A 23539-nucleotide genomic window follows, 5' to 3' on the forward strand; every position below is an offset into this window, starting at 1 on the left:
GATATACATACACAATTAGGTCATAACGCTTTTATTTCGGGCATAAGGTAAATAAAAAAGTGATTCCGAGTTTACCCAGAATCACTTTTCTTATTATTTTACTAACGCAATAACTTCAATTTCGACTAATGCATCCTTTGGAAGTCTCGCAACTTCAACGCAAGATCTCGCCGGTTTGTGCGTGTCAAAATATTGTCCGTACACTTCGTTCACTTCCGCAAACTGTTCCATGTCCGCGATAAATACAGTTGCCTTTACAACTGTTTCAAGAGAAGCACCCGCTTCTTCCAACACCGCTTTTAAGTTGCTGAATACTTGATGCGTCTGCTCCTTAATATCACCGTTTACCATCTCGCCTGAAGGCGTCAAAGGAATTTGGCCTGAGCTGTAAAACATATTATTGACGATGATCCCTTGTGAGTAAGGTCCAATTGCCGCTGGGGCATGTTTTGTGTGGACTGCTTTTGTCATGATTCTGTCTCTCCATTCTTCAAAAGATTGTCTTTAAAAAAACGCAGAAAATTGCCATTCTGAATTTCAATGGACTTATCTTTCATGTTGATCGTTGAAAGAGTTAGAAGTGACATATATTCATCAACAAGACGTTCATCTACTCCTTCGGCTTCGACCAAGACGCCGATCCCCGCGACATTCGCATTAAACTCATCCAACAGGTTAATCATACCATTAATTGTGCCGCCTGCTTTCATAAAGTCATCAATAATGAGTACGTTTGAACCCGTTTTCATGCTTCTTTTTGCAAGTGACATCGTTTGAATGCGGTTTGAGGAGCCTGACACGTAATTAATGCTCACCGTGGAGCCCTCAGTTACCTTGTTATCCTTGCGCACAATGACGACAGGCACATTCAGATAACTTGCAGCTGCATACGCAAGAGGGATGCCTTTCGTGGCAACGGTCATGACAACGTCAATTTCGCGGTCCGCAAATACAGAAGCAAACAGCTTTCCAACCTTGGAGAGAACAGATGGCTTTCCTAAGATATCCGTTAAATACACATAACCGCCCGGAAGGATACGCTCAGGATTTGCCAATGACTGTCCAAGTGTCTGAACGAATTCTTCAGCTTCAGCCTGCTTCATCTTCGGAATATATTTGACACCTCCGGCAGCACCGGGAACAGTAAGCAAGGTACCAATCCCCTGCTGCTCAAAGGTTTGCTTTATAATTGTTAAATCTTCACTGATCGATGATTTTGCAGATTCATACCGCTCAGAAAAAAAGGTTAACGGTATTAACTCGTGCGGATGGGTTAACAAATAATTTGTTAAGTCCACCAATCTGCCGCTGCGACGAAACTTCATGAACTTACCCCCAAAATCCGAATATTTTAAGATCAATATAACTTAACATACGGATTTAATCAAGAGCGTTCTGTTCGCCGATCATTCTCACCGCATATACCTGATCGCAGAAGCCTCTTAACCCGTTATAAATCCTCTGTACCTTAGACTCATACTGAACCAGTCCAAACACAGTCGGGCCGCTTCCGCTCATTAACACAGCATCTGCACCAAAGCGTTTCATCTGGTTTTTGATCATCGCAACTTCAGGATGCATATCAAGCGTTACAGACTCAAGCACATTGCCTAAACGGCTGCACATCTTTTGAAAGCTCTTTTCCTCAATCGCGTCAATCATACCGTTTACATCCGGGTGTTCCACCTCATCAAGCTTCAGCTGTCTGTAGACCTCGGCCGTGGAAACGCCGATTGTCGGCTTCGCCAAAATGACCCAGCAATGCGGAGGCGGGCTGATGTGTTTGATCTTTTCACCGCGTCCGGTGGCAAGCGCAGTTCCGCCATAGACGCAAAACGAGACGTCTGAGCCAATTTCCGCGCCCAGCTCCGCCAGCGTTTCTGCAGAAAGATTTAAATTCCACAGTCTGTTCAGTCCTCTGAGTGTTGCCGCCGCATCACTGCTTCCGCCAGCAAGGCCTGCAGCCACCGGGATCACCTTAGTGATCATAATGGAAACTCCCTTTTTCACGTTGTATCTGTCTTTGACGAGCTTGGCAGCCTGATAAGCTAAGTTTCTTTGGTCATCGGGCACAAAGCGGTTGTGGGATGAAACCCTCACTACATCTTCTGCCAGCTCCGTCAATTCAATCCGATCCGCTAAATCAATTGTCGTCATAATCATTTCGACTTCATGATAACCATCCGGGCGTTTTCGGGTAACGTCGAGTGACAGATTGATCTTGGCTGGCGCTTTTTCTAAAATACGCATAGCTTTCACCTACTTCTCCATCTAAACATAAGTATGAACATTGTATCACATTTGAAGTACGGGATGAACATATCCATATTGGAGCTATTATGTATTTACATCCAAAATCAAAAACCGGGGAACCATACGTCCCCCGGGTCACATTCCTTATCGGTTATTCTGATTCTGAGCCATTTGCTGTTCGGCGATTTCAATTGCCCGTTTTACCATGTTACCGGCATCGCGGGCACGAATGCCGCCCCAACCTTCATTTTTTACAGTGTCGTAAAAACCAAGGTCCTTAGCCAGCTCATATTTAAACTCATCTGACATAACTCCACGACGTCTGCCCAAACGAAACAACCCCTTTTTTAGAGATGATAACGATTCGTGCACGTCACGATAAAATGTGACCGTTTATATCTTTTGTTTAATGACAGTGAAAATATCGAGAGAATTAATGGAAACCAAAAAAAGGCAAAACAAAAAGCAGTAAACAAAAAGTTCACTGCCCGTTAAAATGCTACTGAACTTGCCGCGTCATCATTAAATGTCAGCTCAACAGTCTCAGTCAAAATATCAGCATAACTGTATGAAACTCTTTCAAACGAGTTCTCGTCTTGATCTAGTTGTATCACAAAAACAGCAGGGTACGTCTCAGCTAAAATGCCCGAGCGCTCAATCGTTTTTCGGCGGCCACCGTTTGCTTTTAACGTCAGCCTTTTACCTAAATTTCCATCAAGCGACCTTTTAATATCGGACAACGTCTTCGCCATTGCATCCACCTCACTACATTTATTGTACAACACGAGCCCATTTTTGTCAAATAAAATTTAAATTATATCAACGTTAATAAGACGTTGTCAACAAAATTATTTTGACAAAATTCTATGATTCCTCAAATATTTTCCGCAAGTTTCGGTAAATTATGTATCATTATGCAAAATAAAAACCCCGAATAAATCATCTATCCGGGGTTAATTGGACTTATAAGGCATTCCGACCCTCAGTACTCCTCTTGTTTCAATGCCTCCAAGTCCTTTCTCTCTTGTCAGTGTATTCCGAAGCACTTCCCATACATTGATTCGTTCCATAAAAGGCGTAAAGCTGATTTTCGCTACGATATATACAGGATCAAGAGCGTGAATGTTTACTCTTGAAGGAGAACTCGCGAAATTCGCCCCCGCTCTTATTAGTGATTCAAAGTGGGATTGGCAAGCCCCCGCAAAAATAACAAGCTGATCTAAGTGAGGGATTTTTTTTCGGGCTTTATGAACTGTTTCGACAAAGTGTTTTGAATGTCTGTATGCGCTCAAATCATCAATGCCGCCCTTTTGCTTGGAGTATGCATCATGCCCGGTAATCACCAGGATGTCAGGTCGATATTTGTCGAGCAATTCTTCTATAGAAGCAGACATTTTCTTTTCGTGGCAATGAATGCCGTAAACCGGCACACCGATTTTTTTATAGACACTCAGGCATTTTTTTAAATACGCCTCATCACCATCCATATGAAGCACCTTGCCCGGCATATGAAAATAGTGCTCCTGATGCTGATACTGGCTTGTTGCATAGTACTCCTGTTTCTCTCTCAGCAGTTTATAATCCTGACGGAGCAACTCAAGTGATTCATTCATTCTGCTTTCATCTTTCTTTTTTCGCATCAGCTGCTCATCTTTTTGCACGGCCACCAAATCAGAAAAATACGCATCAGCAATCAGCCTGACTTCGTCACCATGCAAAATGGCGATTGAATTTCCTGTACTTGTTTGCTCTATCCCTATAATGCGAAACAAAACATCCATTTGATAGGATTTTCTGGCTACCATATCCCCTATTTGAAATTGCACGTTCCTCACTCCACACATAGACTAAGCCTCATCATGAAAGAAAGAGCCTTGAGAAAAGCGCCTTTTTTCGCTGAGTGCAAGTTTTTCTTATCATTGAATTTTAAGGTCCTTCTCTAGCCTATGTAGCGGCAGTCCATGTGGTGCGAAAACAAAAAGCCCTTTTAAAAAAGGGCTTTGTACAATCCGTTAGACAGCGCAGCGAACTCCTCAATAGACAAGGATTCACCTCGGCGCTTGCCGTCAATATTCGTTTCTTCCAGCACTTGCTCGATCGTTGGTTTTTTTGCTTTTCCATCAGGCAGATTGTTCACTAAGTTATTAAGCAATGTTTTACGGCGCTGAGCAAAACTCGCCTTAATTAACTGAAAGAAAAAGGCTTCGTTTTCTACATCCACTGCCGGGCCGTCACGGCGAATCAGCCGAATGACTGCAGAATCTACATTAGGCTGAGGAACAAATACCGTTTTCGGAACGATCATCACCGTTTTGGCCTCTGTATAAAATTGCACAGCAATAGAAAGTGAACCGTATTCCTTAGATGAAGGATCAGCTGCCATACGTTCGGCCACTTCTTTTTGCAGCATAACGACAATCCCCTTCAGCGGAAGGTTTTCTTCAAGCAGCTTCATGATAATCGGCGTTGTCACATAATAAGGAAGGTTGGCTACAACCATCACCTCATCACAGTCCTTAAATTGCTCTTCAATGACCGATTTGACGTCAGCCTTAAGCACATCTTGATGAATGACAGTGACATTGTCATAAGGGGAGAGCGTGTCTTTAAGGATCGGCAATAAACGCTGATCAATTTCAAATGCCACGACCTTTTTCGCCCGCTTGGCAAGCTGTTCAGTCAAAGCCCCGATTCCCGGGCCGATTTCAATGACACCGGTTTTCTCTGTCACTTCGGCGTGGTCGACAATTCTGTCTAAAATGTTCGTATCGATTAAGAAATTCTGTCCCAAACTCTTTTTAAAAGAAAAACCGTATTTCTTCAGTATCTCTTTCGTTCTATTCGGTGTCGCAATATCTTTATTCATTCTGTTCCTCCCGCATGACGGTATCGAGCGCACTCATAAAATCACTTTTTTTAATTTGAAACATTTGCAGCCGTTTTTGAAGCTGTTTGCCATTTGTATATCCGATTTTCAGCAAATCACCAAGACGTTCACGGCGGCGCTTTGCTTCAGATCCGCCAATCAGCCCGGCGTGAATCAGGTCTTCAGCAGAAATTTCACTCGGCTGTGCTTCCATTTCTTCGTGCACGTTTTCTAAACATGCCCTGATGCTTTCAATCGATGCGTGTTCTACGCCAATTCCCCGTTTGTTCTTAGGTTTCGCAAGATGCTTTGGCAAAAATGCATGCTTACAGCCAGGTACAGCCTCGGAAATGGTTTTTCGTATTTTTTCACCCGGGAAATCCGGATCCGTTAAAATAATGACTCCTCTGGTTTCCTGAGCCAAACGGATTTGTTCAATCACATGATCACCGATGGCTGAACCATTTGTTTCAATTGTGTCTGCATCAACAGCCAATTTGATGCGGGCTGTATCGTCACGCCCCTCGACCACAATGATCTCTTTAATTTTCATTATTTCCTCCAAGACAAAATAAAAACTTTTGTATATTGATGAAACTTTTTCATATTTCGAGCGTCTAATAAGCAGAAAATACACTTCGTCTATTATAACGAAAAAAACAGAGGGCGCAAAACCCTCTGTATAGATAAGTATATATTAATTCAAGATTTTAATTTTAACTGTTTTATTTCCCCATCGGTAAGCCGATGATTTCTCAGGGAAAAAGACATCTATTTTATTCCCTTTAATCGCTGAGCCCGTATCAGCAGCAACAGCGTATCCATATCCTTCAACGTGGACTTTTGAGCCTAGCGGAATGACATTTGGATCTACTGCGATGACTTTTGCATTAGGATTATTTTTCAGATTAACACCTGTAGCCGTATGTCCTGAACATCCGCTGCAGCTTGCAGTATAAGCCGTAGATGATACTGTCATGACTTTGCCGGTTGATTCATTGCTCCGAGACACAACTGGTGTTGAATCGCCAGAAGCACTGACCTTTTCAATCTTCGGACTGCTTTGCTTCGTGCCGATCGCAACCACTTTATCTTTGCTTTGCTCGGCTGTTTCTTCTTTTACAAGCTCTCTGGAAACTTCTTCGCCGTTTTCCTTTACGACTTCATAATGTTTTTTGAGCTTGCCTTCTTTTCCTTTTTGAACGACCTTTTCTTGCCCTTTTTCAAGAGAAGCGTCTTCTTGTTTTTTCACATCAAACGCTATTTTCTCTTCAACTACATCGGTGACCTTTTCGATACGAGTTATTGTAATATCAGCCTTTCCTTTCGTTAGCTTTTCGTCTAACGCAGGCTTGATTTTATCTTCGTCTTTTATGTTCATCTTTTGCTGTTTTAAAAAGTCAGCGACCGTAGTCGAAGTCGTCCAGATCTTCTTTTCTTTCCCCGCATCGTTCACAGTGACTTGGAACGCAGGTTCTATGTTAATTTTCATGTCTTTCGAAACTTCTGTATCTATTGCAGGATCAATTTGATCGTGTTCTTTCACATCAACATCTTGTTCGTCCAGTAATGCACCGACCGTTTTTGCTGTTGACCATAATGTCTTTTCTTCCCCGTTTAAAGTAAGCTTCACAGGTTTTGCAGCCTCATACACAACATTCATATCTGCTGTTATCTGTGTCTTTTTAGCAGGTGTGATCTTATCTTCGTCTCTTGTCTTTATATCGAGTGTTTCTAAAAGATCACCGACTGTTTTTGCATGTGTGCGTATATTTTTCTTTTTGCCGTTGATAGAAACTGAGACTGATTGTTTCGTCAGCTCATGAGCTGCGTACGCAGTCCCGCTTCCCGCCAGCAGCAAACAAGCAGCAATCAGAATGACTTTGCTTTTGCTAAGCTTTACGGAAAACAGCTTTTTCATTTTTTGTGTGATGAAAAACGCCTCCTTCTCCTCGGAGAGATTATATAGAGTATCTAAAAGGCTGTCAACCCTCCCTTCTCCTTCTCCTAAAAGCTCAGTGTCTTCTTCATTATCCTGAAACACACCGAGAAACGGAAGAAAGACTTGTCGACAAACCTATCCTATGAGGAGAAGAAAGCATGTAGAACTTTTATGGAAAAACGCCGGAACGGACAAGCTCTTACAAAACCTGCTAGCGTTTTTTGTCAGTTTATACGGAAAAGTCTTTTTGCATTTTCAGTCGTGATTGATGCAATTTCTTCAAAGGTTGTTCCTCTTAATTCAGCAATCTGCTCCGCCACATATTTTACATAGCTTGGCTCATTTCTTTTCCCTCGAAAAGGAGTTGGTGTAAGAAACGGACAGTCAGTTTCAATCAGCAGCCTATCATTCGGAATTTCCTTTACAACTTCCTTCGGTTTCTTCGCATTTTTGAAGGTGACAGGACCGCCAAATGACAAATAAAAATTCATCTTCATACATTCTCTTGCAACTTCGATACTGCCCGTAAAGCAATGCATGATGCCGCCGACTTCGTCTGCGCCTTCCTCTTTCAAAATGGCAACAACATCCTCTGTCGCATCACGGTTGTGAATAATAATAGGAAGATTGACCTCTTTCGCCAAGGCAATTTGTTTTCTGAATACTTCTTTTTGAACATCTTTAGGAGATTTATCCCAATGATAATCCAGGCCCATTTCTCCTATCGCTACCACTTTTTCATGAGCAGAAAGCTCTTTAATCCAAGCCAAATCTTCCTCTGTCATGTCAATGGCGTCAACCGGGTGCCAGCCGATGGCAGCATAAATAAAATCATATTCCTCAATCATTTCCATCGCCCGGGTAATGGTCGGCCGGTCAAAACCGACGACTACAATACGGTCCACTTTTTCAGTTTTCGCCCGCTCAATAACCTCTTCTAGATCTGTATTGTATTGTTCTGCATTTAAATGCGCATGTGTGTCAAATAACATAAATGAAAAACTCCTTTCTTGTCGAAACACAAAAGGTGTTCGACGAATTGTTACACGTGAAACACCTTTTGTTTATCATTATTTAATTCTTGTGCCTTTCGGTAAGGACTGATCGATGGATACGACTTTTAATACGCCGTCTGCTTCTCCTGCAAGGATCATTCCTTGAGAAAGCTCTCCTCTCAGCTTAACCGGTTTTAGATTTGTTACACATACGAGTTTTGTTCCAATAAGCTGCTCAGGCTTATAATGTTTTGCAATGCCGGATACGACTTGGCGTTTCTCAAAGCCAAGGTCAAGCTGGAGTTTCAGTAAACGATCTGCTTTTTTCACCGGCTCTGCTTCTATAACCTCTGCCACACGAAGTTCTACATTCATGAACTGATCAATCGTAATTTCAGGTAAACGGTCGACCTCTTGCGGCTCTTCTTCTTTTTTCTCTTCTTTAGCTGGAGCTGAGCCCTGCATTTTCTCTTTAATGTACGCAATTTCTTCTTCTGCCTCTAAACGCGGGAATAAAGGCTCGCCTTTTTGTACTTTTGTGTCTTTAAGCTGACCGAAAGCTGTAATGCTGTCCCAGGCTTTTAAAGCATCATCCGTGATGCCCAGCTGCTCAAACATTTTTACCGGTGTTTTTGTCAGGAACGGCTGAAGCAGTACGGCTGAAATACGCAATGATTCAGCAAGGTGATACATAACCGACTGCAGTTCTTTTTCTTTTTCAGGATCTTTGGCAAGAACCCATGGAGCCGTTTCGTCAATGTATTTATTTGTACGGCTGATCAACTGCCATAACGTTGAAAGAGCCACCGAGAATTCCATATTTTCCATTGCTTTTTCATATGATTTCACTGTTTCCTCAGCCACAGAAGAAAGCGTCTGGTCAAATTCCGTTACGGCACCTTTATAAGAACCGATTTGCCCGTCAAAATATTTATTGATCATAGCAACAGTACGATTCAAAAGGTTACCTAAATCATTCGCTAAGTCATAGTTAATCCGTTCAACAAAACCTTCCGGCGTGAAGACACCGTCAGATCCAAATGGCACTTCGCGAAGCAGGTAATAACGAAGCTCGTCTAAACCGTAGCGTTCGATGAGTGTGACTGGATCAACAACATTGCCTTTGGATTTCGACATTTTTCCGTCTTTCATCAAAAGCCAGCCATGCGCAAATACTTGCTTCGGCAGCGGAAGATCCAGAGCCATCAGCATAATCGGCCAATAAATGGTATGGAATCGCACAATTTCCTTACCAACTAAATGAACATCGGCAGGCCAATATTTTTGATATAGCTCATCATTTTCTGTATCATAACCGAGTGCTGTTAAATAGTTGAATAGTGCGTCGATCCAAACATACACAACATGTTTTGGATTTTCCGGCACCTTCACACCCCAGTCAAATGTGGTGCGTGAAACAGCTAAATCCTCAAGGCCGGGTTTGATGAAGTTGTTAATCATCTCGTTTTTACGTGACTCCGGCTGAATGAAGGTTGGGTTTTCTTCATAGAATTTTAAAAGACGGTCAGCATATTTCCCCATACGGAAGAAATAGGATTCCTCTTTGATCAATTCAACAGGGTGCCCGCTGTCAGGGCTTTTCCCGCCAATAACCTCACCCTTTTCATTTCGTTCAATATCCACAAGCTGAGTTTCCGTATAGAATGTTTCATCAGGGATACTGTACCAGCCCTCGTATTCATCAAGATAGATGTCCCCGTTATCAAGAAGCTTTTGAAACACCTTTTCTATGACGACTTTATGCCGTTTTTCAGTTGTGCGGATAAAGTCATCATTTGAGATTTCAAGCTGTTTCCACAGTTTCTGAATATCTGCCGCTGCGCGATCCACATACTCCTGAGGCGTAATGTTTTCCTGTTCAGCTTTTTGCTGAATCTTCTGCCCATGCTCGTCCGTTCCCGTTAAATAGCGAACATCAAAGCCTTTTAATCGTTTGTAGCGAGCCATTGCGTCACCCGCGACTGTCGTATACGCATGGCCGATATGTAATTTTCCGCTCGGATAATAAATCGGTGTTGTAATGTAAAATGTATTGTTTTCTTGCGGCATCTTGAAACCTCCCAATCAGAATGTCAAAAAGCTCCCGCCCAAAGGACGAGAGCGGCGATAAGTGCAAATCATATATGATTACCTATTTTTATATTTATCCTTTATCTATGATACCATCTTAGCCTTTAAGATCAAGGATATATACGTATGCCCCTAAAAAGAATAATTAAAATTAAAAATGTTTAATGAAAATAAAAAAAGTCTGTTCATGTCGAATTTTGTCGTATATAATCTTACGGTATAAAAAACCTTGGTTCGAAAGTCTTGATTTAAAAGGATTTTTCATAGGATAATAGCTTTATTAGAAAATTATAAAATGCTGTTATTCCGGTATTTTCAAAGCCATTACTGACTATAAGAACTAAATCTTACAATCAATAGTAAACAAAAGGATTGACGATTATTGGAAACCTTGTTATGCTATGAAGGTAAGGATTTTGTCGAATAATGACGAAGAAAAATATAATTTAAACAATAATTATCTCTTGGGAGGAGAATGTTTATGAAATCTACTGGTATTGTACGTAAAGTTGATGAATTAGGACGTGTAGTGATTCCTATCGAACTGCGTCGTACTCTTGGAATCGCAGAAAAAGATGCTCTTGAAATTTATGTTGATGATGAAAAAATCATCCTTAAAAAATATAAACCAAACATGACTTGCCAAGTAACTGGTGAAGTTTCTGACGATAACCTTAAACTTGCTGGCGGCAAATTGGTACTAAGCAAAGAAGGCGCTGAGCAAATCATCAGCGAAATCCAAAACCAGCTTCAAAACCTTAAATAATCATTTTTTACACAAAAAACGTTCTTGTTATGACACAAGAACGTTTTTTTTATTGCTGAATATGGTATGCATCATACATTTCACGTTTTGGGACGTTACGATCTACAGCCGCTTTTTTAATGGCTTCTTTTGATGTCGCTCCCTTTGAGATGTAATGCTCGATATGTTCTTTTGCAGATAGGTTCTCCCACCAATGTGTTTCTTCATCTGCTTCCTCAGCTTTATTGCCTTCGACCACAAGACAAAACTCACCGCGGATCTGATCCTCATTTGCCCAGTCTATCACTTCGGATATTGTTCCTCTTATAAACTCTTCATATTTCTTAGTGAGTTCACGGGTCACCGCAATGTCCCGATCTCCTAATATGTCTAACATCACAGACAGGGTTTCCTTCAATCGGTGAGGTGCTTCATAAAAAATAATCGTTTCTTGCCGTTTTTTGAGGACATCGAGTTCTTTCTTCTTTTCTTTTTTCTGCCTGTTGAGAAATCCGTAGAAAAAGAAAGGCTGCGGTACAATTCCTGAAGCGATCAGCGCTGTTAATGCGGCATTGGCTCCCGGCAGAGGAACAACATAACCGCCCATTTCCGTAAAGTCCTTGACGATTTCCGCTCCAGGATCAGAAATTGTCGGCAGGCCGGCGTCACTGACCAGCGCTATGTTTTTCCCGGACTTCAGCCATTCAATGATTTTGTGGCCGCTGCTTTCTTTATTATGTTCGTGATAACTGACAAGCGGTGTTTCAATTTCATATACATGGCAAAGCTTTTTTGTTTGCCTCGTATCTTCTGCAGCAATCGCATCCACTGATTTCAGCGTTTCGATCGCACGAAATGTCATATCCTCTAGATTTCCGATAGGTGTCGGAACCAAATAAAGAATCCCCATATCCGACTTTCCATTAAAGCTCATCTGGCGCCTTAACATATACAGCCTCCTTGCTGTTCCGTTTTTCTTCTATATAAAGCTCTTTTTTTCTGCGGGTCAGTTTTTTAAAGTAATATTCCTCCTGCATGGCTTCCCGCTTCGTTGCAAAAGCCTCAGCAAAAATTAAATCAACCGGGCGTCTTGCTTTTGTATACTTTGCGCCCTTTCCATCGTTGTGAGTTTTCAGCCGTTTCTGCAGATCGTTGGTATACCCTGCATACCAGCTGTTGTCTTTGCACTGTACAACATAAAAGAAATGGTTATTTGTCTCCATATAAAATGGTCCTGATTTCTTTTGTATATTCATTTTGTTCGTTATACACGAACAGCGGAGGAAGTATTTTCAAATCTGGACGCCCGCCTTTTATGCCTTCAACCAAAATGGTATTGGCTTCCTTCCCTTGTTTCGGATAGACAAACTGAACACGCTTCGGCTCAATTTGATAAGCCTTCATCAATTCAAAAATTTCGAGAAGCCGGCCCGGACGGTGAACAAGCGCCGCCTTTCCTCCTTGCTTTAGCAATTTACTGCTGACTGAAATGACATCTTCCAATGTACAGTGAATTTCATGTCGTGCGATACGGAGATGCTCATTCAAATTTTGTTCGGCCTGTTTCGGTGTTTTAAAATAAGGCGGGTTGCAGGTAACAACATCATATCTATTATGCCCCAGCTTTTCAGGCATGTTTTTCAGATCATCATGTATGATTTGAATTTGAGCCTCCAGTTTGTTATATTCCACACTGCGGACAGCCATATCATGCAATCTTTCCTGAATTTCAACACCAAGGATATCTGCTTTTGACCTTGTACTCAACAGCAGCGGCACAATGCCGTTGCCGGTGCACAAATCAACAATTTTTCCTTTTTGAATCGGAACATAAGCAAATTTGGAGAGAAGCACAGCGTCCAATGAAAAAGCAAACACCGTTGGACTTTGTATAATCTTCATATCCTCTGCCAGCAAATAATCTAATCTTTCATCGTCATGTAATGAAACCATTTTCTTATCCTTTCCAGCACCTTTGAAAAAGGCTTCCGTCTGATGCGGAAGCCTTTTCCTTATTTTTTATTTAAGAATGACAGACAGAAAAGACAATCTTCTTTTCTGACGCTTCCATAGTGGACGTTACAGATATGGAATCCTTCCTGATACAGACGTGCCAGATTATCATATCCTTCCCCTATATCAGCTTGCTCTGTCTTCTGTGTTTTTGATTCTTTTTTATCAGCTTTAAACTTTTCAATCTGCTGCGTCGTATCGTCCAGCCGTTTACGCAAATGCTTATTTTCAAGCTGTAAATGATGATTTTCCTCAATCATCTCACCGATATGCTGCTTTAAATCCCCCAGCTGCCGGTAAAGCGAGCCGATTTGTTCTTCTAAGTTAATGACGGTATCAAATAACTCTTTTTTATCCAAGGTTCCACACCTCGTTAATCTGTGGTTTGTGCGGATACGACGCCCTCTTCCAAGAGCTCTTCCCAAGTATATTCTATCACTTTTTCACGGTTCATCAGTTCCACCTGAAGCACCCGTTCCAGAATATTCAGCCCGACGACTTTTGCAGGCCCGTTTGCTGTCGTAATCATTTCCCCTATATCCGGAAGCTGTTCCTTTGCAGTCTCATACTCATCGTTTTCGTATTTCAGACAGCACATCAGACGTCCGCAAAGACCAGAAATCTTTGTTGGATTTAAGGATAGGTTCTGATCCTTCGCCATCTTAATGGACACAGGTTCAAAATCTCCGAGGAATGTTGAACAGCAAAGCATTCTGCCGCAAGGGCCGATTCCTCCGAGCATTTTTGCCTCATCTCTCACCCCAATCTGGCGAAGCTCAATCCTTGTTTTAAAGATGGAGGCTAAATCCTTTACAAGTTCTCTGAAGTCTACTCGGCCGTCAGCAGTGAAGTAAAAAATCACTTTATTACGGTCGAACGTAAACTCCACATCGACCAGCTTCATATCCAAGCCGTGATCTATCACTTTCTTTTGGCATATTTCAAATGCTGATAAAGCTTCTTGTTTGTTTTCTTCTACAATAAGAAGATCGCGCTCGTCAGCCACGCGTATCACTTTACGGAGCGGAAGCACAACATCATGCTCATCCACCTGTTTATTCGCGACAACAACCTGGCCGTACTCAACGCCTCTGACAGTTTCTACAATTACGCAGCTGTCTTGTTCTATATGAAATCCATTCGGATCGAAATAATATATTTTACCCGCTTTTTTAAAGCGGACGCCAATTACATTGTACAAGCTTATCCCTCCTGCAACATTAACACCAAGTGCTCCATTAATCCCTGCACATTCACATTGGAATGAAGCCGTTTCTTTGCTTCTAAAACAGCAAGTATCTGGTTCGTAACGCTTTGTTGTGTTGATTGTAGCGCATGCTGTTTTATTGATTGGAATAAGTCTTGATAAATCAATTTATCTTCATTTCCTATTTGGATGGACAACACATCGCGATATATCAATAAGAGCATATCAAGACCCATTTCTTGATGGGTTTTTTCTTTGAAAAAGGGCATCCATTGATCTTGAATAAAGAAAAAGGCATGTCCTTTCCGCTGGTGTAAGACTTCATACAATTTTATCACTTTCGCTCTAGACTCTGCAAACTCATCATTTCGACTTAATTCGACTGCTTCTGCTACATTGTTGGTCATGTTCGCCAGGAGCCTCGCCATATGAGGCAAGACATCCTGTTCTATCAGTCGGTCTTCAATTGCTTTGGGCTGCAAAGGCTGAAAAGGAAGGGTTTGGCATCTTGAAATGATGGTATCCAATAACCTTTGAGGCTGCTCAGTGATAAGGATGGCCATTGTGTCTCTGTTCGGTTCCTCTAAAAACTTCAGCAGGCTGTTTGCCGCATTAGCCGTCATTTGATCTGCATGGGATATGATGTACAGCTTTTTATGCGATTCAAGCCCTGTTTTAGAAAACTCTGCTTGCAGCGCTTGAATTTGCGCCTTTTTAATCGATAACCCATCAGGCTGGACCAGATGGAGATCAGGGTGGTTCCCCGACTCAATCCGCTTACAATTTCTGCAGTTCTCACAAGGCTCTGCTTCGTCTTCCAGACAAAAAAAGCTTTTCGCAAGAAGCATTGCGGCCTCCAGCTTGCCTGTTCCTTTTTTGCCCTCAAATAAATAAGCGTGTGATAGTCTGTCCTTCTCAATACTATTATATAAAAGCTTCATTACTCTGGGCTGAAGCTCGGTCATTTCCTTCCAGGATATTGCCATTGTATCACTCTCTATGTGTAAAGGTTAATCAATAAACCTTTTATTTCGCCAATACGCTCCAGCAAATCAATTGCCGGTTTTTCCTGATCCATCATCTCTTCAGTAAGCTTTATCAATTTCTCGTCTATTTCTTTTACAAGTCCCAGCGTTCTGCTGTTTCCGTAAAGATCAAAGCTTTTCGACGTTTCATGTGAAAGGCCGCTGTCAACAGCTTCTTTGACAAAACGTTTCACAAGCCCTTTAAATCTTGCCAAGTCTTTAAAATTCCGTGATTTCGTCAGTCTTTTCCCAAATGCTTCTATGTCCGTTAACATCCTGGTCAGCTGATCAAACTTCAATTTGCTGCTTTGGTTCTCCATTGATGTTTTAAAAGATGCTGAAATCTCAGCTGTTTTCATAGAAGGAAGCTGCTTATTATCTATAAATGTGCGTATATCTTTATTAATTTTCACAGTTTCAAATCCTTAAAATTGATGAAATTCATCGACTGGAAGGACAAACACTGTCGCTCCGCCAACTTCGACTTCGACTGGATAAGGGACATATGAATCAGCATTTCCGCCCATTGGAGATACAGGAGCAATCATCTGATCACGTTTCTGTCCGTTTTCTTTAATGAGGCTCAATGCTTTATCGACCCGAATATCCTCGACACCAATCATAAACGTTGTATTGCCTGATTTAAGAAATCCTCCCGTCGTCGCAAGCTTTGTGACTCTAAAGTTGTGATCTGTTAAAGTTTTCAAAAGTCTGTTGCTGTCCTGATCTTGTACAACTGCCACTATTAATTTCATCTGTAAAGGCCTCCTTTAGATTGGAAACAACAATGATCTCGTTTACATTATTATATCAACTAATGAGAAACAGGTCACAATTGAATTTTTTTCAACGCTTCTTTGATAACCTTTAGAACGTCCTGAACAACGAGGTCTTTCGATTGTGCTGCATCAACTGAATGAAATCTTTCTGGAAAACGTTTCATCAGCTCCCGATAACCTTCCTGAACCTTTGTATGGAAGCTCAACTTTTCCAGATCGAGCCGGTTTTTCTCCCGAGAGCCGTTCGCATCAATGCGCTTCAGGCCTTCTTCCGGATCAATTGAAAAATAAATTGTGACATGAGGCATCATATCTCCAATGGCGAATTGGTTAATCGAAAGAACTTCATCAATACCAAGGCCTCTTGCATATCCTTGGTATGCGAGTGAACTGTCTATGAATCTGTCACAAAGTACAATATGCCCCTGCTCTAAAGCAGGTGTTACTTTTTCAACTAAATGCTGACGTCTTGCAGCTGCATATAAGAGAGCTTCTGTTTTCGGATCCATTAACGTGTTGTTTTCGTTTAGAATAACTTCTCGAATTTGTTCTGCGATATCTATGCCGCCTGGTTCCCGTGTTGCTGTAACCTGAAGGCCTTCTGCTGCCAGTATCTTTTTTATTTCCTGCAATACAGTCGTTTTTCCCGCGCCTTCAGGACCTTCAAATGTAATAAATAAACCGCTCATGATCTCTCCTCTTCTATATAAACAAGTAATTGCTTCTCATTGATTTTCATATTCCCTTGAACATGCGTTTTCATGCTGATCAAGCGGCTGAGCTTTTGTACGCTTTCCCTTGTGATTCTTTCGCCTGCCATAATCATCGGAATTCCCGGCGGATAAGGTATAACATCCTCTGCATTCAGCCGGCCTGCCGCTTTATCAAAACCCACATATTCTTTCTGTAACGTGTTTAAAACCTTTTTTGAATAAGGCATTACAGTAATAGGCTGTGCTCCCCATTCTGCAGAAACATTCATTTGGTCCGATGGAGTCTTTTCGATCTCTTGATCGATTTTCTTAATCGTTTCAGCAGTAATTCTTCTTTTTCCTCCCAAGGGAAGAACAAGCAAAACCTGATTTTCATCGGCAAGCTCTGTGAATATGTTGACATGCTCTAATATTTTTTGCAGTGTAAAACCTGAATGGCCGCATTTGGAACGAATGGTGAGCTTCAGCGGATCCGTTGTAATCCGTTGATTGGCCGGTTCAACCTCTTCAGCATATGCAAGTGAATCAAACGTTTGTTTAATCGATTGAATATGCTGCAGAACGTCAGAAAGCTTTTGTTCCTCTATCATATGCTGCACATAAGCGCGGGCAAGATCCAATGAAGCCATTATCGGATAAGACGGGCTGCTGCTTTGTAAACGATTCAAGTAATCCGCTACCCGGTTCCGTTCAATTTTGTTGCTATTGAGGTGCAAATAAGACCCCATCGTCATGGCAGGCAGCGTTTTGTGCGCCGACTGAACAACAATATCTGCTCCCATTTGCAACGCTGAAGCCGGGAAAGGCTCCCCTAAAACAAAGTGCGCGCCATGCGCTTCATCCACCAGCACAGGAATTCCGTATTGATGGGCCTCTGAAATGATTTCAGTCAAATCCGCGCTATGTCCATAGTATGTGGGATTGGTCAGCACCAACCCCTTCGCATTTGGATATGCCTTTAGAGCTTCTTTTATCGTATCAAGCGGAACATGCGTAGGCACATGCATTATTTCATCAATGTCAGGTGCGAGATAAACCGGCTCAGCTCCAGCCAAATCAACAGCATGAAAGACAGATTTATGGCAGTTTCTTTGGATCAGGATCGTATCTCCAGGATCACAAACTGATAAAATCATCGCTAAGTTTCCGACAGTCGTGCCGTTCACAAGAAAAAAACTTTCTGCCGATCCATACAATTGGCTGACAAGATCTTGGGCTTCCTTAATCACACCTGAAGGATGATGCAAATCATCAAGTCCGGATAGTTCAGTCAGGTCAATTGTAAGAAGCGGGTTGTATATGGTCTTAGCCTCATCAAAAAAGACATCTCCATTGTGATGTCCCGGAACGTGAAATGAATGAGAATTCCTTCTCGCATGTTGAATCAGTGCATGATATAAAGGTGTGTTCATTAAAACAATCCCTTGAATGTGTATTCTTACTCTTTATTATATCGTTCCTATGACAGAACTTAAAGCTAAGACTTACTGGTAAACTACCTTTCCTTTATCGCGAGCAGCTTTTGCTTCAAATCGCCTTCCATCATCATGAGCTCTTCTTCAGCCTGTCGGCGTTTGAGCCGCCCTTCTTCTTGAATCGTCAGCGTTTCTTCAAGCGTACTGATTAAGCTTTCCTGCACCTTCTTTAAAGTATCAATATCAACAATCCCTCGTTCGTTGGCTTTCACTGTTTCAATTGTATTCGTTTTTAAAAGCTCCGCGTTTTTTAGCAAAAGTTCATTTGTTGTATCGGATACTTTTTGCTGTGCATCCACAGCGTTTCGCTGCCGTAAGAGTGTCAATGCAATCGCTACTTGGTTTTTCCAAAGCGGGATTGCAGTTACAATGGATGACTGGATTTTTTCAGCTAATGCCTGATTCGTATTTTGAATTAACCTGATTTGCGGAGCGCTTTGTATGGTAATTTGCCTGCTCAAGAGCAAATCGTGCACTCTTTTATCCAGTCGGTCAGCAAATTGGATCAAATCGTTTACTTCTTGAACGGCCATTTGATTATGTTCATTTGACTCGGCCTGTCGTTTCAGTTCAGGAATTGTTTTCGTTCTTAATTCATCCAGCTTTAATTCACCAGCAGCAATATAAACATTCAGTGCAGAAAAATATTCTTTGTTTTTATCATATAACTGCTCTAACAGCTTATTATCACTGAGTAATGCATTTTTTGAATGCTCAAGTTTTAAACTGATTCTGTCTATCTGCACACTGGTCTTTTGATACTTTGACAGTACCTCCTGAAGAGAATGAGACACTTTCCCAAACATGCGTGCCAAGAAACCTTTTTTCTTAGACTGCAGTTCATCTGGATTTACTTGTTCCAGCTTTTTCATCAGCTCACCAAGGATTTCACCGATTTCCCCGACGTCCTTCTTTTGAACATGATCAATCATCGTATGAGAAAAATACAGCAGCTTAGACTGAGCTTGTGAACCATATAAGACAATACTGTTCATATTGTTATGATCAATCTGTTCAGCCAGCTGGTATGCTTTTTCTTTGTTTTCTTCTGGCAGAACATCGACAAGCCGCACTGGCTGCTTCCCTGATTCGACAGCCTCCCCTTTTGGTATTTCGATATCCCCAAAAGGGTCTGCCAACAATCCGTCTATTTGAAGTTCGCTTCGATCTTTATTCACCGTCCTTGCCCCTTCCGTTATTTTTTCAAAGAATGCTTCGCTGCATCTAATTCAAATTGCAGTTCACCAATTTCGTCGTCCATTAATTGAGTTAAATCTTCTTCTAAACGCTTCGTCAATTCAGCAAGTGTGATACGCACTTCACTCAACGACATCGAAAGCTCTTTGTTTTTTTTCGGATGGGAAGAAAGAAAAGCATATTTCTCAGTCAGTTCCACAACAGAATCTAGAGTCTGATAAAAGAAACGCTCAGCCCGATAAAACCGTTTTGGCTCTTTTTTGGTTAATATATAGATCCTTCTGACAAGTCTCAGCATCTCTGCATTTTGCTTAAACATCTGGATACTTTTCGCCTGAAATAAAGCTTTTCTAAGACGGATTATTTTTTGCCTTGCTTCCTCAAGATTTTTCTTGATGTACGCATATTCTCTTCCCGTCAGTTCATGTTTTTTAAGAAATAACCGTCTTGCATTCCATAAACCCGCTGTGTATATGAGAGCTGCTGATGAGACGCCATATACAAAAGATAAAAAAAGTGATTGGTTAAAACCAAAAAAACTCAATAATCCTATGAAAACAAAAGTCGCACTGCTTGTGAAACTCCATATCAAAAATTGAAGAAATCTATGCATCACTTCATCGACTCCTGTGAGTATTTCATATTTAACATTATTATCTACTACGTTCAGTCCCTAAACAAGTTTCATGTTCTTTTATCGTATCCATTGCTTTATATAAAGTGAAAAATGGTACAAAAAAAGACCTTCTCAGGTCTAAGAATATAATGGCGGTGTATGAATGCTCTTTAGTTTTTTGACATAAAAGGCATAGTCAGGATCGGAAGTTGCTGTTGAAATTACTTTTCTCTCACAATCTAAGCATATGAATTTTGTATAAAGATGAATCCCTCTGCTTTTCTCTTGTTCACAAATAATACATGTTTGATGGTGTTTAACCGTTTCGTCCATCGTCCCCACCTCCGTACAATTAGCCTTTCCTGAAACCTGATATTGTATACATTATTTAGATCTTTTGGAATCTTGAGATCAGTATATGGGCTATATAAGCTGTCGGTGTTTGTATAGTTTCGATTTCACTTGTACATGGACAAACAAAAAACCCAGCTCAAAGAGCTGGGTTTTACCCTTGCTTGGCGGCGTCCTACTCTCACAGGGGGAAACCCCCGACTACCATCGGCGCTGAAGAGCTTAACTTCCGTGTTCGGCATGGGAACGGGTGTGACCTCTTCGCTATCGCCACCAAACAATTGAGAGTGTTCTCTCAAAACTAGATAACAGGTGTGACATCATTAGAAATTAGGTTAAGTCCTCGATCGATTAGTATCTGTCAGCTCCATGTGTCGCCACACTTCCACCTCAGACCTATCAACCTGATCATCTTTCAGGGATCTTACTTCCTTGCGGAATGGGAAATCTCATCTTGAGGGGGGCTTCATGCTTAGATGCTTTCAGCACTTATCCCGTCCGCACATAGCTACCCAGCGATGCCCTTGGCAGAACAACTGGTACACCAGCGGTGCGTCCATCCCGGTCCTCTCGTACTAAGGACAGCTCCTCTCAAATTTCCTGCGCCCGCGACGGATAGGGACCGAACTGTCTCACGACGTTCTGAACCCAGCTCGCGTACCGCTTTAATGGGCGAACAGCCCAACCCTTGGGACCGACTACAGCCCCAGGATGCGATGAGCCGACATCGAGGTGCCAAACCTCCCCGTCGATGTGGACTCTTGGGGGAGATAAGCCTGTTATCCCCGGGGTAGCTTTTATCCGTTGAGCGATGGCCCTTCCATGCGGAACCACCGGATCACTAAGCCCGACTTTCGTCCCTGCTCGACTTGTAGGTCTCGCAGTCAAGCTCCCTTGTGCCTTTACACTCTGCGAATGATTTCCAACCATTCTGAGGGAACCTTTGGGCGCCTCCGTTACCTTTTAGGAGGCGACCGCCCCAGTCAAACTGCCCACCTGACACTGTCTCCCCGCCCGATAAGGGCGGCGGGTTAGAAGGTCAATACAGCCAGGGTAGTATCCCACCGATGCCTCCACCGAAGCTGGCGCTCCGGTTTCCAAGGCTCCTACCTATCCTGTACAAGCTGTACCAACATTCAATATCAGGCTGCAGTAAAGCTCCACGGGGTCTTTCCGTCCTGTCGCGGGTAACCTGCATCTTCACAGGTACTATAATTTCACCGAGTCTCTCGTTGAGACAGTGCCCAGATCGTTGCGCCTTTCGTGCGGGTCGGAACTTACCCGACAAGGAATTTCGCTACCTTAGGACCGTTATAGTTACGGCCGCCGTTTACTGGGGCTTCAATTCGCACCTTCGCTTACGCTAAGCGCTCCTCTTAACCTTCCAGCACCGGGCAGGCGTCAGCCCCTATACTTCGCCTTACGGCTTCGCAGAGACCTGTGTTTTTGCTAAACAGTCGCCTGGGCCTATTCACTGCGGCTCTCTCGGGCTTGCACCCTAACAGAGCACCCCTTCTCCCGAAGTTACGGGGTCATTTTGCCGAGTTCCTTAACGAGAGTTCTCTCGATCACCTTAGGATTCTCTCCTCGCCTACCTGTGTCGGTTTGCGGTACGGGCACCTCTCACCTCGCTAGAGGCTTTTCTTGGCAGTGTGGAATCAGGAACTTCGCTACTAAATTTCGCTCGCCATCACAGCTCAGCCTTATGGGAAACGGATTTGCCTATTTCCCAGCCTAACTGCTTGGACGCGGATATCCAATACCGCGCTTACCCTATCCTCCTGCGTCCCCCCATTGCTCAAATGGTGAGGAGGTGGTACAGGAATATCAACCTGTTGTCCATCGCCTACGCCTTTCGGCCTCGGCTTAGGTCCCGACTAACCCTGAGCGGACGAGCCTTCCTCAGGAAACCTTAGGCATTCGGTGGAGGGGATTCTCACCCCTCTTTCGCTACTCATACCGGCATTCTCACTTCTAAGCGCTCCACCAGTCCTTCCGGTCTGGCTTCACAGCCCTTAGAACGCTCTCCTACCACTGTTCGAAGAACAGTCCGCAGCTTCGGTGATACGTTTAGCCCCGGTACATTTTCGGCGCAGAGTCACTCGACCAGTGAGCTATTACGCACTCTTTAAATGGTGGCTGCTTCTAAGCCAACATCCTGGTTGTCTAAGCAACTCCACATCCTTTTCCACTTAACGTATACTTTGGGACCTTAGCTGGCGGTCTGGGCTGTTTCCCTTTCGACTACGGATCTTATCACTCGCAGTCTGACTCCCAAGGATAAGTCATTGGCATTCGGAGTTTGACTGAATTCGGTAACCCGGTAGGGGCCCCTAGTCCAATCAGTGCTCTACCTCCAAGACTCTTACCTTGAGGCTAGCCCTAAAGCTATTTCGGAGAGAACCAGCTATCTCCAGGTTCGATTGGCATTTCACCCCTACCCACACCTCATCCCCGCACTTTTCAACGTGCGTGGGTTCGGGCCTCCATTCAGTGTTACCTGAACTTCACCCTGGACATGGGTAGATCACCTGGTTTCGGGTCTACGACCACGTACTCATGCGCCCTATTCAGACTCGCTTTCGCTGCGGCTCCGCATCTTCTGCTTAACCTTGCACGGGATCGTAACTCGCCGGTTCATTCTACAAAAGGCACGCCATCACCCGTTAACGGGCTCTGACTACTTGTAGGCACACGGTTTCAGGATCTCTTTCACTCCCCTTCCGGGGTGCTTTTCACCTTTCCCTCACGGTACTGGTTCACTATCGGTCACTAGGGAGTATTTAGCCTTGGGAGATGGTCCTCCCGGATTCCGACGGAATTTCACGTGTTCCGCCGTACTCAGGATCCACTCTGGAGAGAACGAAGTTTTGACTACAGGGCTGTTACCTCCTATGGCGGGCCTTTCCAGACCTCTTCATCTACCTCGTTCCTTTGTAACTCCGTATAGAGTGTCCTACAACCCCAAGAGGCAAGCCTCTTGGTTTGGGCTAATCCCGTTTCGCTCGCCGCTACTCAGGGAATCGCATTTGCTTTCTCTTCCTCCGGGTACTTAGATGTTTCAGTTCCCCGGGTCTGCCTTCTCATATCCTATGAATTCAGATATGGATACCACTCCATTACGAGTGGTGGGTTTCCCCATTCGGAAATCTCCGGATCAAAGCTTGCTTACAGCTCCCCGAAGCATATCGGTGTTCGTCCCGTCCTTCATCGGCTCCTAGTGCCAAGGCATCCACCGTGCGCCCTTTCTAACTTAACCGTTAAAAAGAAT

At 43.0% G+C, this 23539-nt stretch carries 25 protein-coding genes and 2 rRNA genes; 1 reads left to right on the top strand and 26 read right to left on the bottom strand.

Annotated elements, in window-relative coordinates; translation table 11 throughout:
• Nucleotides 1–93: 93 nt before the first annotated feature.
• From ridA to metG, 11 genes are all read right to left on the bottom strand, one after another.
• Nucleotides 94–471, bottom strand: a complete 378-nt coding sequence (gene ridA / locus ACQVGS_RS21860) for a 2-iminobutanoate/2-iminopropanoate deaminase (RefSeq protein WP_003218344.1) — start codon at nt 469–471, stop codon at nt 94–96.
• Entirely contained in the window at nt 468–1325 is an 858-nt protein-coding gene (purR, locus tag ACQVGS_RS21865) for a pur operon repressor (RefSeq protein ID WP_024123618.1), read from the bottom strand. Before purR ends, ridA begins: the two co-directional genes overlap by 4 nt.
• Nucleotides 1326–1380: 55 nt before the next feature.
• Nucleotides 1381–2250: a 4-(cytidine 5'-diphospho)-2-C-methyl-D-erythritol kinase gene (ispE, locus tag ACQVGS_RS21870; protein WP_024123617.1), complete on the bottom strand. Its 870-nt coding sequence runs from the start codon at nt 2248–2250 to the stop codon at nt 1381–1383.
• Between the two features lie 147 nt (nt 2251–2397).
• A complete protein-coding gene (locus ACQVGS_RS21875) occupies nt 2398–2583 on the bottom strand; it encodes a small, acid-soluble spore protein, alpha/beta type (RefSeq protein ID WP_010332697.1) in 186 nt (61 codons plus the stop codon).
• A 161-nt stretch (nt 2584–2744) separates the two neighbouring features.
• A complete protein-coding gene (veg, locus tag ACQVGS_RS21880; RefSeq protein ID WP_024123616.1) occupies nt 2745–3005 on the bottom strand; it encodes a biofilm formation stimulator Veg in 261 nt (86 codons plus the stop codon).
• 201 nt (nt 3006–3206) lie between these two features.
• Entirely contained in the window at nt 3207–4079 is an 873-nt protein-coding gene (gene prtG, locus ACQVGS_RS21885) for a sporulation-specific protease PrtG (protein WP_024123615.1), read from the bottom strand.
• A 161-nt stretch (nt 4080–4240) separates the two neighbouring features.
• Nucleotides 4241–5119: a 16S rRNA (adenine(1518)-N(6)/adenine(1519)-N(6))-dimethyltransferase RsmA gene (gene rsmA / locus ACQVGS_RS21890; RefSeq protein ID WP_095714729.1), complete on the bottom strand. Its 879-nt coding sequence runs from the start codon at nt 5117–5119 to the stop codon at nt 4241–4243.
• Complete coding sequence (gene rnmV, locus ACQVGS_RS21895; protein ID WP_044153503.1) at nt 5112–5672, bottom strand: ribonuclease M5; 561 nt, start codon at nt 5670–5672, stop codon at nt 5112–5114. The genes rsmA and rnmV overlap by 8 nt, the downstream gene beginning before the upstream one ends.
• A gap of 144 nt (nt 5673–5816) precedes the next feature.
• On the bottom strand, nt 5817–7040 hold the full coding sequence (locus tag ACQVGS_RS21900) for a G5 and 3D domain-containing protein (protein ID WP_254518285.1): 1224 nt from the start codon (nt 7038–7040) through the stop codon (nt 5817–5819).
• A 245-nt stretch (nt 7041–7285) separates the two neighbouring features.
• On the bottom strand, nt 7286–8053 hold the full coding sequence (locus tag ACQVGS_RS21905; protein ID WP_044153506.1) for a TatD family hydrolase: 768 nt from the start codon (nt 8051–8053) through the stop codon (nt 7286–7288).
• 78 nt (nt 8054–8131) lie between these two features.
• Nucleotides 8132–10126: a methionine--tRNA ligase gene (gene metG / locus ACQVGS_RS21910; protein WP_127696180.1), complete on the bottom strand. Its 1995-nt coding sequence runs from the start codon at nt 10124–10126 to the stop codon at nt 8132–8134.
• A 496-nt stretch (nt 10127–10622) separates the two neighbouring features.
• Between metG and abrB the strand changes: the two genes are divergently transcribed.
• Complete coding sequence (gene abrB / locus ACQVGS_RS21915) at nt 10623–10913, top strand: transition state genes transcriptional regulator AbrB (RefSeq protein ID WP_003226760.1); 291 nt, start codon at nt 10623–10625, stop codon at nt 10911–10913.
• Between the two features lie 49 nt (nt 10914–10962).
• Here abrB and rsmI read toward each other — a convergent pair whose 3' ends face one another.
• From rsmI to ACQVGS_RS21990, 15 genes are all read right to left on the bottom strand, one after another.
• Nucleotides 10963–11841 (bottom strand): 16S rRNA (cytidine(1402)-2'-O)-methyltransferase, encoded by an 879-nt coding sequence (gene rsmI / locus ACQVGS_RS21920; protein WP_103672539.1) that lies wholly within the window; start codon nt 11839–11841, stop codon nt 10963–10965.
• Nucleotides 11816–12115, bottom strand: coding sequence for a GIY-YIG nuclease family protein (locus tag ACQVGS_RS21925; protein WP_106021673.1), 300 nt, complete (start codon nt 12113–12115; stop codon nt 11816–11818). The genes rsmI and ACQVGS_RS21925 overlap by 26 nt, the downstream gene beginning before the upstream one ends.
• A complete protein-coding gene (locus ACQVGS_RS21930; RefSeq protein WP_106021672.1) occupies nt 12102–12845 on the bottom strand; it encodes a tRNA1(Val) (adenine(37)-N6)-methyltransferase in 744 nt (247 codons plus the stop codon). Before ACQVGS_RS21930 ends, ACQVGS_RS21925 begins: the two co-directional genes overlap by 14 nt.
• Nucleotides 12846–12904: 59 nt before the next feature.
• Nucleotides 12905–13264: a DNA replication initiation control protein YabA gene (gene yabA, locus ACQVGS_RS21935; RefSeq protein WP_010332687.1), complete on the bottom strand. Its 360-nt coding sequence runs from the start codon at nt 13262–13264 to the stop codon at nt 12905–12907.
• A 14-nt stretch (nt 13265–13278) separates the two neighbouring features.
• Nucleotides 13279–14106, bottom strand: a complete 828-nt coding sequence (gene ricT, locus ACQVGS_RS21940; protein ID WP_010332686.1) for a competence/sporulation regulator complex protein RicT — start codon at nt 14104–14106, stop codon at nt 13279–13281.
• Between the two features lie 2 nt (nt 14107–14108).
• Nucleotides 14109–15098 carry a DNA polymerase III subunit delta' gene (gene holB, locus ACQVGS_RS21945; RefSeq protein ID WP_127696182.1) on the bottom strand — a complete coding sequence of 330 codons (990 nt, stop codon included), beginning with the start codon at nt 15096–15098 and terminating at the stop codon, nt 14109–14111.
• Nucleotides 15099–15109: 11 nt separating this feature from the next.
• The gene (locus ACQVGS_RS21950; protein ID WP_024123606.1) at nt 15110–15550 is read right to left on the bottom strand and encodes a YaaR family protein; all 441 of its coding nucleotides are present in this window, start codon (nt 15548–15550) and stop codon (nt 15110–15112) included.
• Between the two features lie 12 nt (nt 15551–15562).
• Nucleotides 15563–15892 (bottom strand): cyclic di-AMP receptor DarA, encoded by a 330-nt coding sequence (darA, locus tag ACQVGS_RS21955; protein WP_003218295.1) that lies wholly within the window; start codon nt 15890–15892, stop codon nt 15563–15565.
• 74 nt (nt 15893–15966) lie between these two features.
• Nucleotides 15967–16605 carry a dTMP kinase gene (gene tmk / locus ACQVGS_RS21960; protein WP_101860946.1) on the bottom strand — a complete coding sequence of 213 codons (639 nt, stop codon included), beginning with the start codon at nt 16603–16605 and terminating at the stop codon, nt 15967–15969.
• Entirely contained in the window at nt 16602–18041 is a 1440-nt protein-coding gene (locus tag ACQVGS_RS21965) for an aminotransferase class I/II-fold pyridoxal phosphate-dependent enzyme (RefSeq protein WP_106022570.1), read from the bottom strand. Before ACQVGS_RS21965 ends, tmk begins: the two co-directional genes overlap by 4 nt.
• Nucleotides 18042–18124: 83 nt before the next feature.
• Nucleotides 18125–19282 (bottom strand): toxic anion resistance protein, encoded by a 1158-nt coding sequence (locus tag ACQVGS_RS21970; RefSeq protein ID WP_491830624.1) that lies wholly within the window; start codon nt 19280–19282, stop codon nt 18125–18127.
• 17 nt (nt 19283–19299) lie between these two features.
• Nucleotides 19300–19914: a 5-bromo-4-chloroindolyl phosphate hydrolysis family protein gene (locus ACQVGS_RS21975; protein WP_106021669.1), complete on the bottom strand. Its 615-nt coding sequence runs from the start codon at nt 19912–19914 to the stop codon at nt 19300–19302.
• A 141-nt stretch (nt 19915–20055) separates the two neighbouring features.
• Nucleotides 20056–20250 carry an anti-sigma-G factor gene (gene csfB / locus ACQVGS_RS21980; RefSeq protein WP_024123601.1) on the bottom strand — a complete coding sequence of 65 codons (195 nt, stop codon included), beginning with the start codon at nt 20248–20250 and terminating at the stop codon, nt 20056–20058.
• A 180-nt stretch (nt 20251–20430) separates the two neighbouring features.
• Nucleotides 20431–20546 (bottom strand): 5S ribosomal RNA (gene rrf, locus ACQVGS_RS21985).
• 53 nt (nt 20547–20599) lie between these two features.
• Nucleotides 20600–23527 (bottom strand): 23S ribosomal RNA (locus tag ACQVGS_RS21990).
• Nucleotides 23528–23539 lie beyond the last annotated feature (12 nt).

The organism is Bacillus sp. SD127 (assembly GCF_058566445.1).

Excerpts from the sequence above, each read along its gene's own strand:
- ridA (WP_003218344.1), bottom strand. The coding sequence starts at position 471 with ATGACAAAAGCAGTCCACACAAAACATGCCCCAGCGGCAATTGGACCT.
- purR (WP_024123618.1), bottom strand. The coding sequence starts at position 1,325 with ATGAAGTTTCGTCGCAGCGGCAGATTGGTGGACTTAACAAATTATTTG.
- ispE (WP_024123617.1), bottom strand. The coding sequence starts at position 2,250 with ATGCGTATTTTAGAAAAAGCGCCAGCCAAGATCAATCTGTCACTCGAC.
- veg (WP_024123616.1), bottom strand. The coding sequence starts at position 3,005 with ATGGCGAAGACGTTGTCCGATATTAAAAGGTCGCTTGATGGAAATTTA.
- rsmA (WP_095714729.1), bottom strand. The coding sequence starts at position 5,119 with ATGAATAAAGATATTGCGACACCGAATAGAACGAAAGAGATACTGAAG.
- rnmV (WP_044153503.1), bottom strand. The coding sequence starts at position 5,672 with ATGAAAATTAAAGAGATCATTGTGGTCGAGGGGCGTGACGATACAGCC.
- ACQVGS_RS21900 (WP_254518285.1), bottom strand. The coding sequence starts at position 7,040 with ATGAAAAAGCTGTTTTCCGTAAAGCTTAGCAAAAGCAAAGTCATTCTG.
- ACQVGS_RS21905 (WP_044153506.1), bottom strand. The coding sequence starts at position 8,053 with ATGTTATTTGACACACATGCGCATTTAAATGCAGAACAATACAATACA.
- metG (WP_127696180.1), bottom strand. The coding sequence starts at position 10,126 with ATGCCGCAAGAAAACAATACATTTTACATTACAACACCGATTTATTAT.
- abrB (WP_003226760.1), top strand. The coding sequence starts at position 10,623 with ATGTTTATGAAATCTACTGGTATTGTACGTAAAGTTGATGAATTAGGA.
- rsmI (WP_103672539.1), bottom strand. The coding sequence starts at position 11,841 with ATGTTAAGGCGCCAGATGAGCTTTAATGGAAAGTCGGATATGGGGATT.
- ACQVGS_RS21925 (WP_106021673.1), bottom strand. The coding sequence starts at position 12,115 with ATGGAGACAAATAACCATTTCTTTTATGTTGTACAGTGCAAAGACAAC.
- ACQVGS_RS21930 (WP_106021672.1), bottom strand. The coding sequence starts at position 12,845 with ATGGTTTCATTACATGACGATGAAAGATTAGATTATTTGCTGGCAGAG.
- holB (WP_127696182.1), bottom strand. The coding sequence starts at position 15,098 with ATGGCAATATCCTGGAAGGAAATGACCGAGCTTCAGCCCAGAGTAATG.
- darA (WP_003218295.1), bottom strand. The coding sequence starts at position 15,892 with ATGAAATTAATAGTGGCAGTTGTACAAGATCAGGACAGCAACAGACTT.
- tmk (WP_101860946.1), bottom strand. The coding sequence starts at position 16,605 with ATGAGCGGTTTATTTATTACATTTGAAGGTCCTGAAGGCGCGGGAAAA.
- ACQVGS_RS21965 (WP_106022570.1), bottom strand. The coding sequence starts at position 18,041 with ATGAACACACCTTTATATCATGCACTGATTCAACATGCGAGAAGGAAT.
- ACQVGS_RS21975 (WP_106021669.1), bottom strand. The coding sequence starts at position 19,914 with ATGCATAGATTTCTTCAATTTTTGATATGGAGTTTCACAAGCAGTGCG.
- csfB (WP_024123601.1), bottom strand. The coding sequence starts at position 20,250 with ATGGACGAAACGGTTAAACACCATCAAACATGTATTATTTGTGAACAA.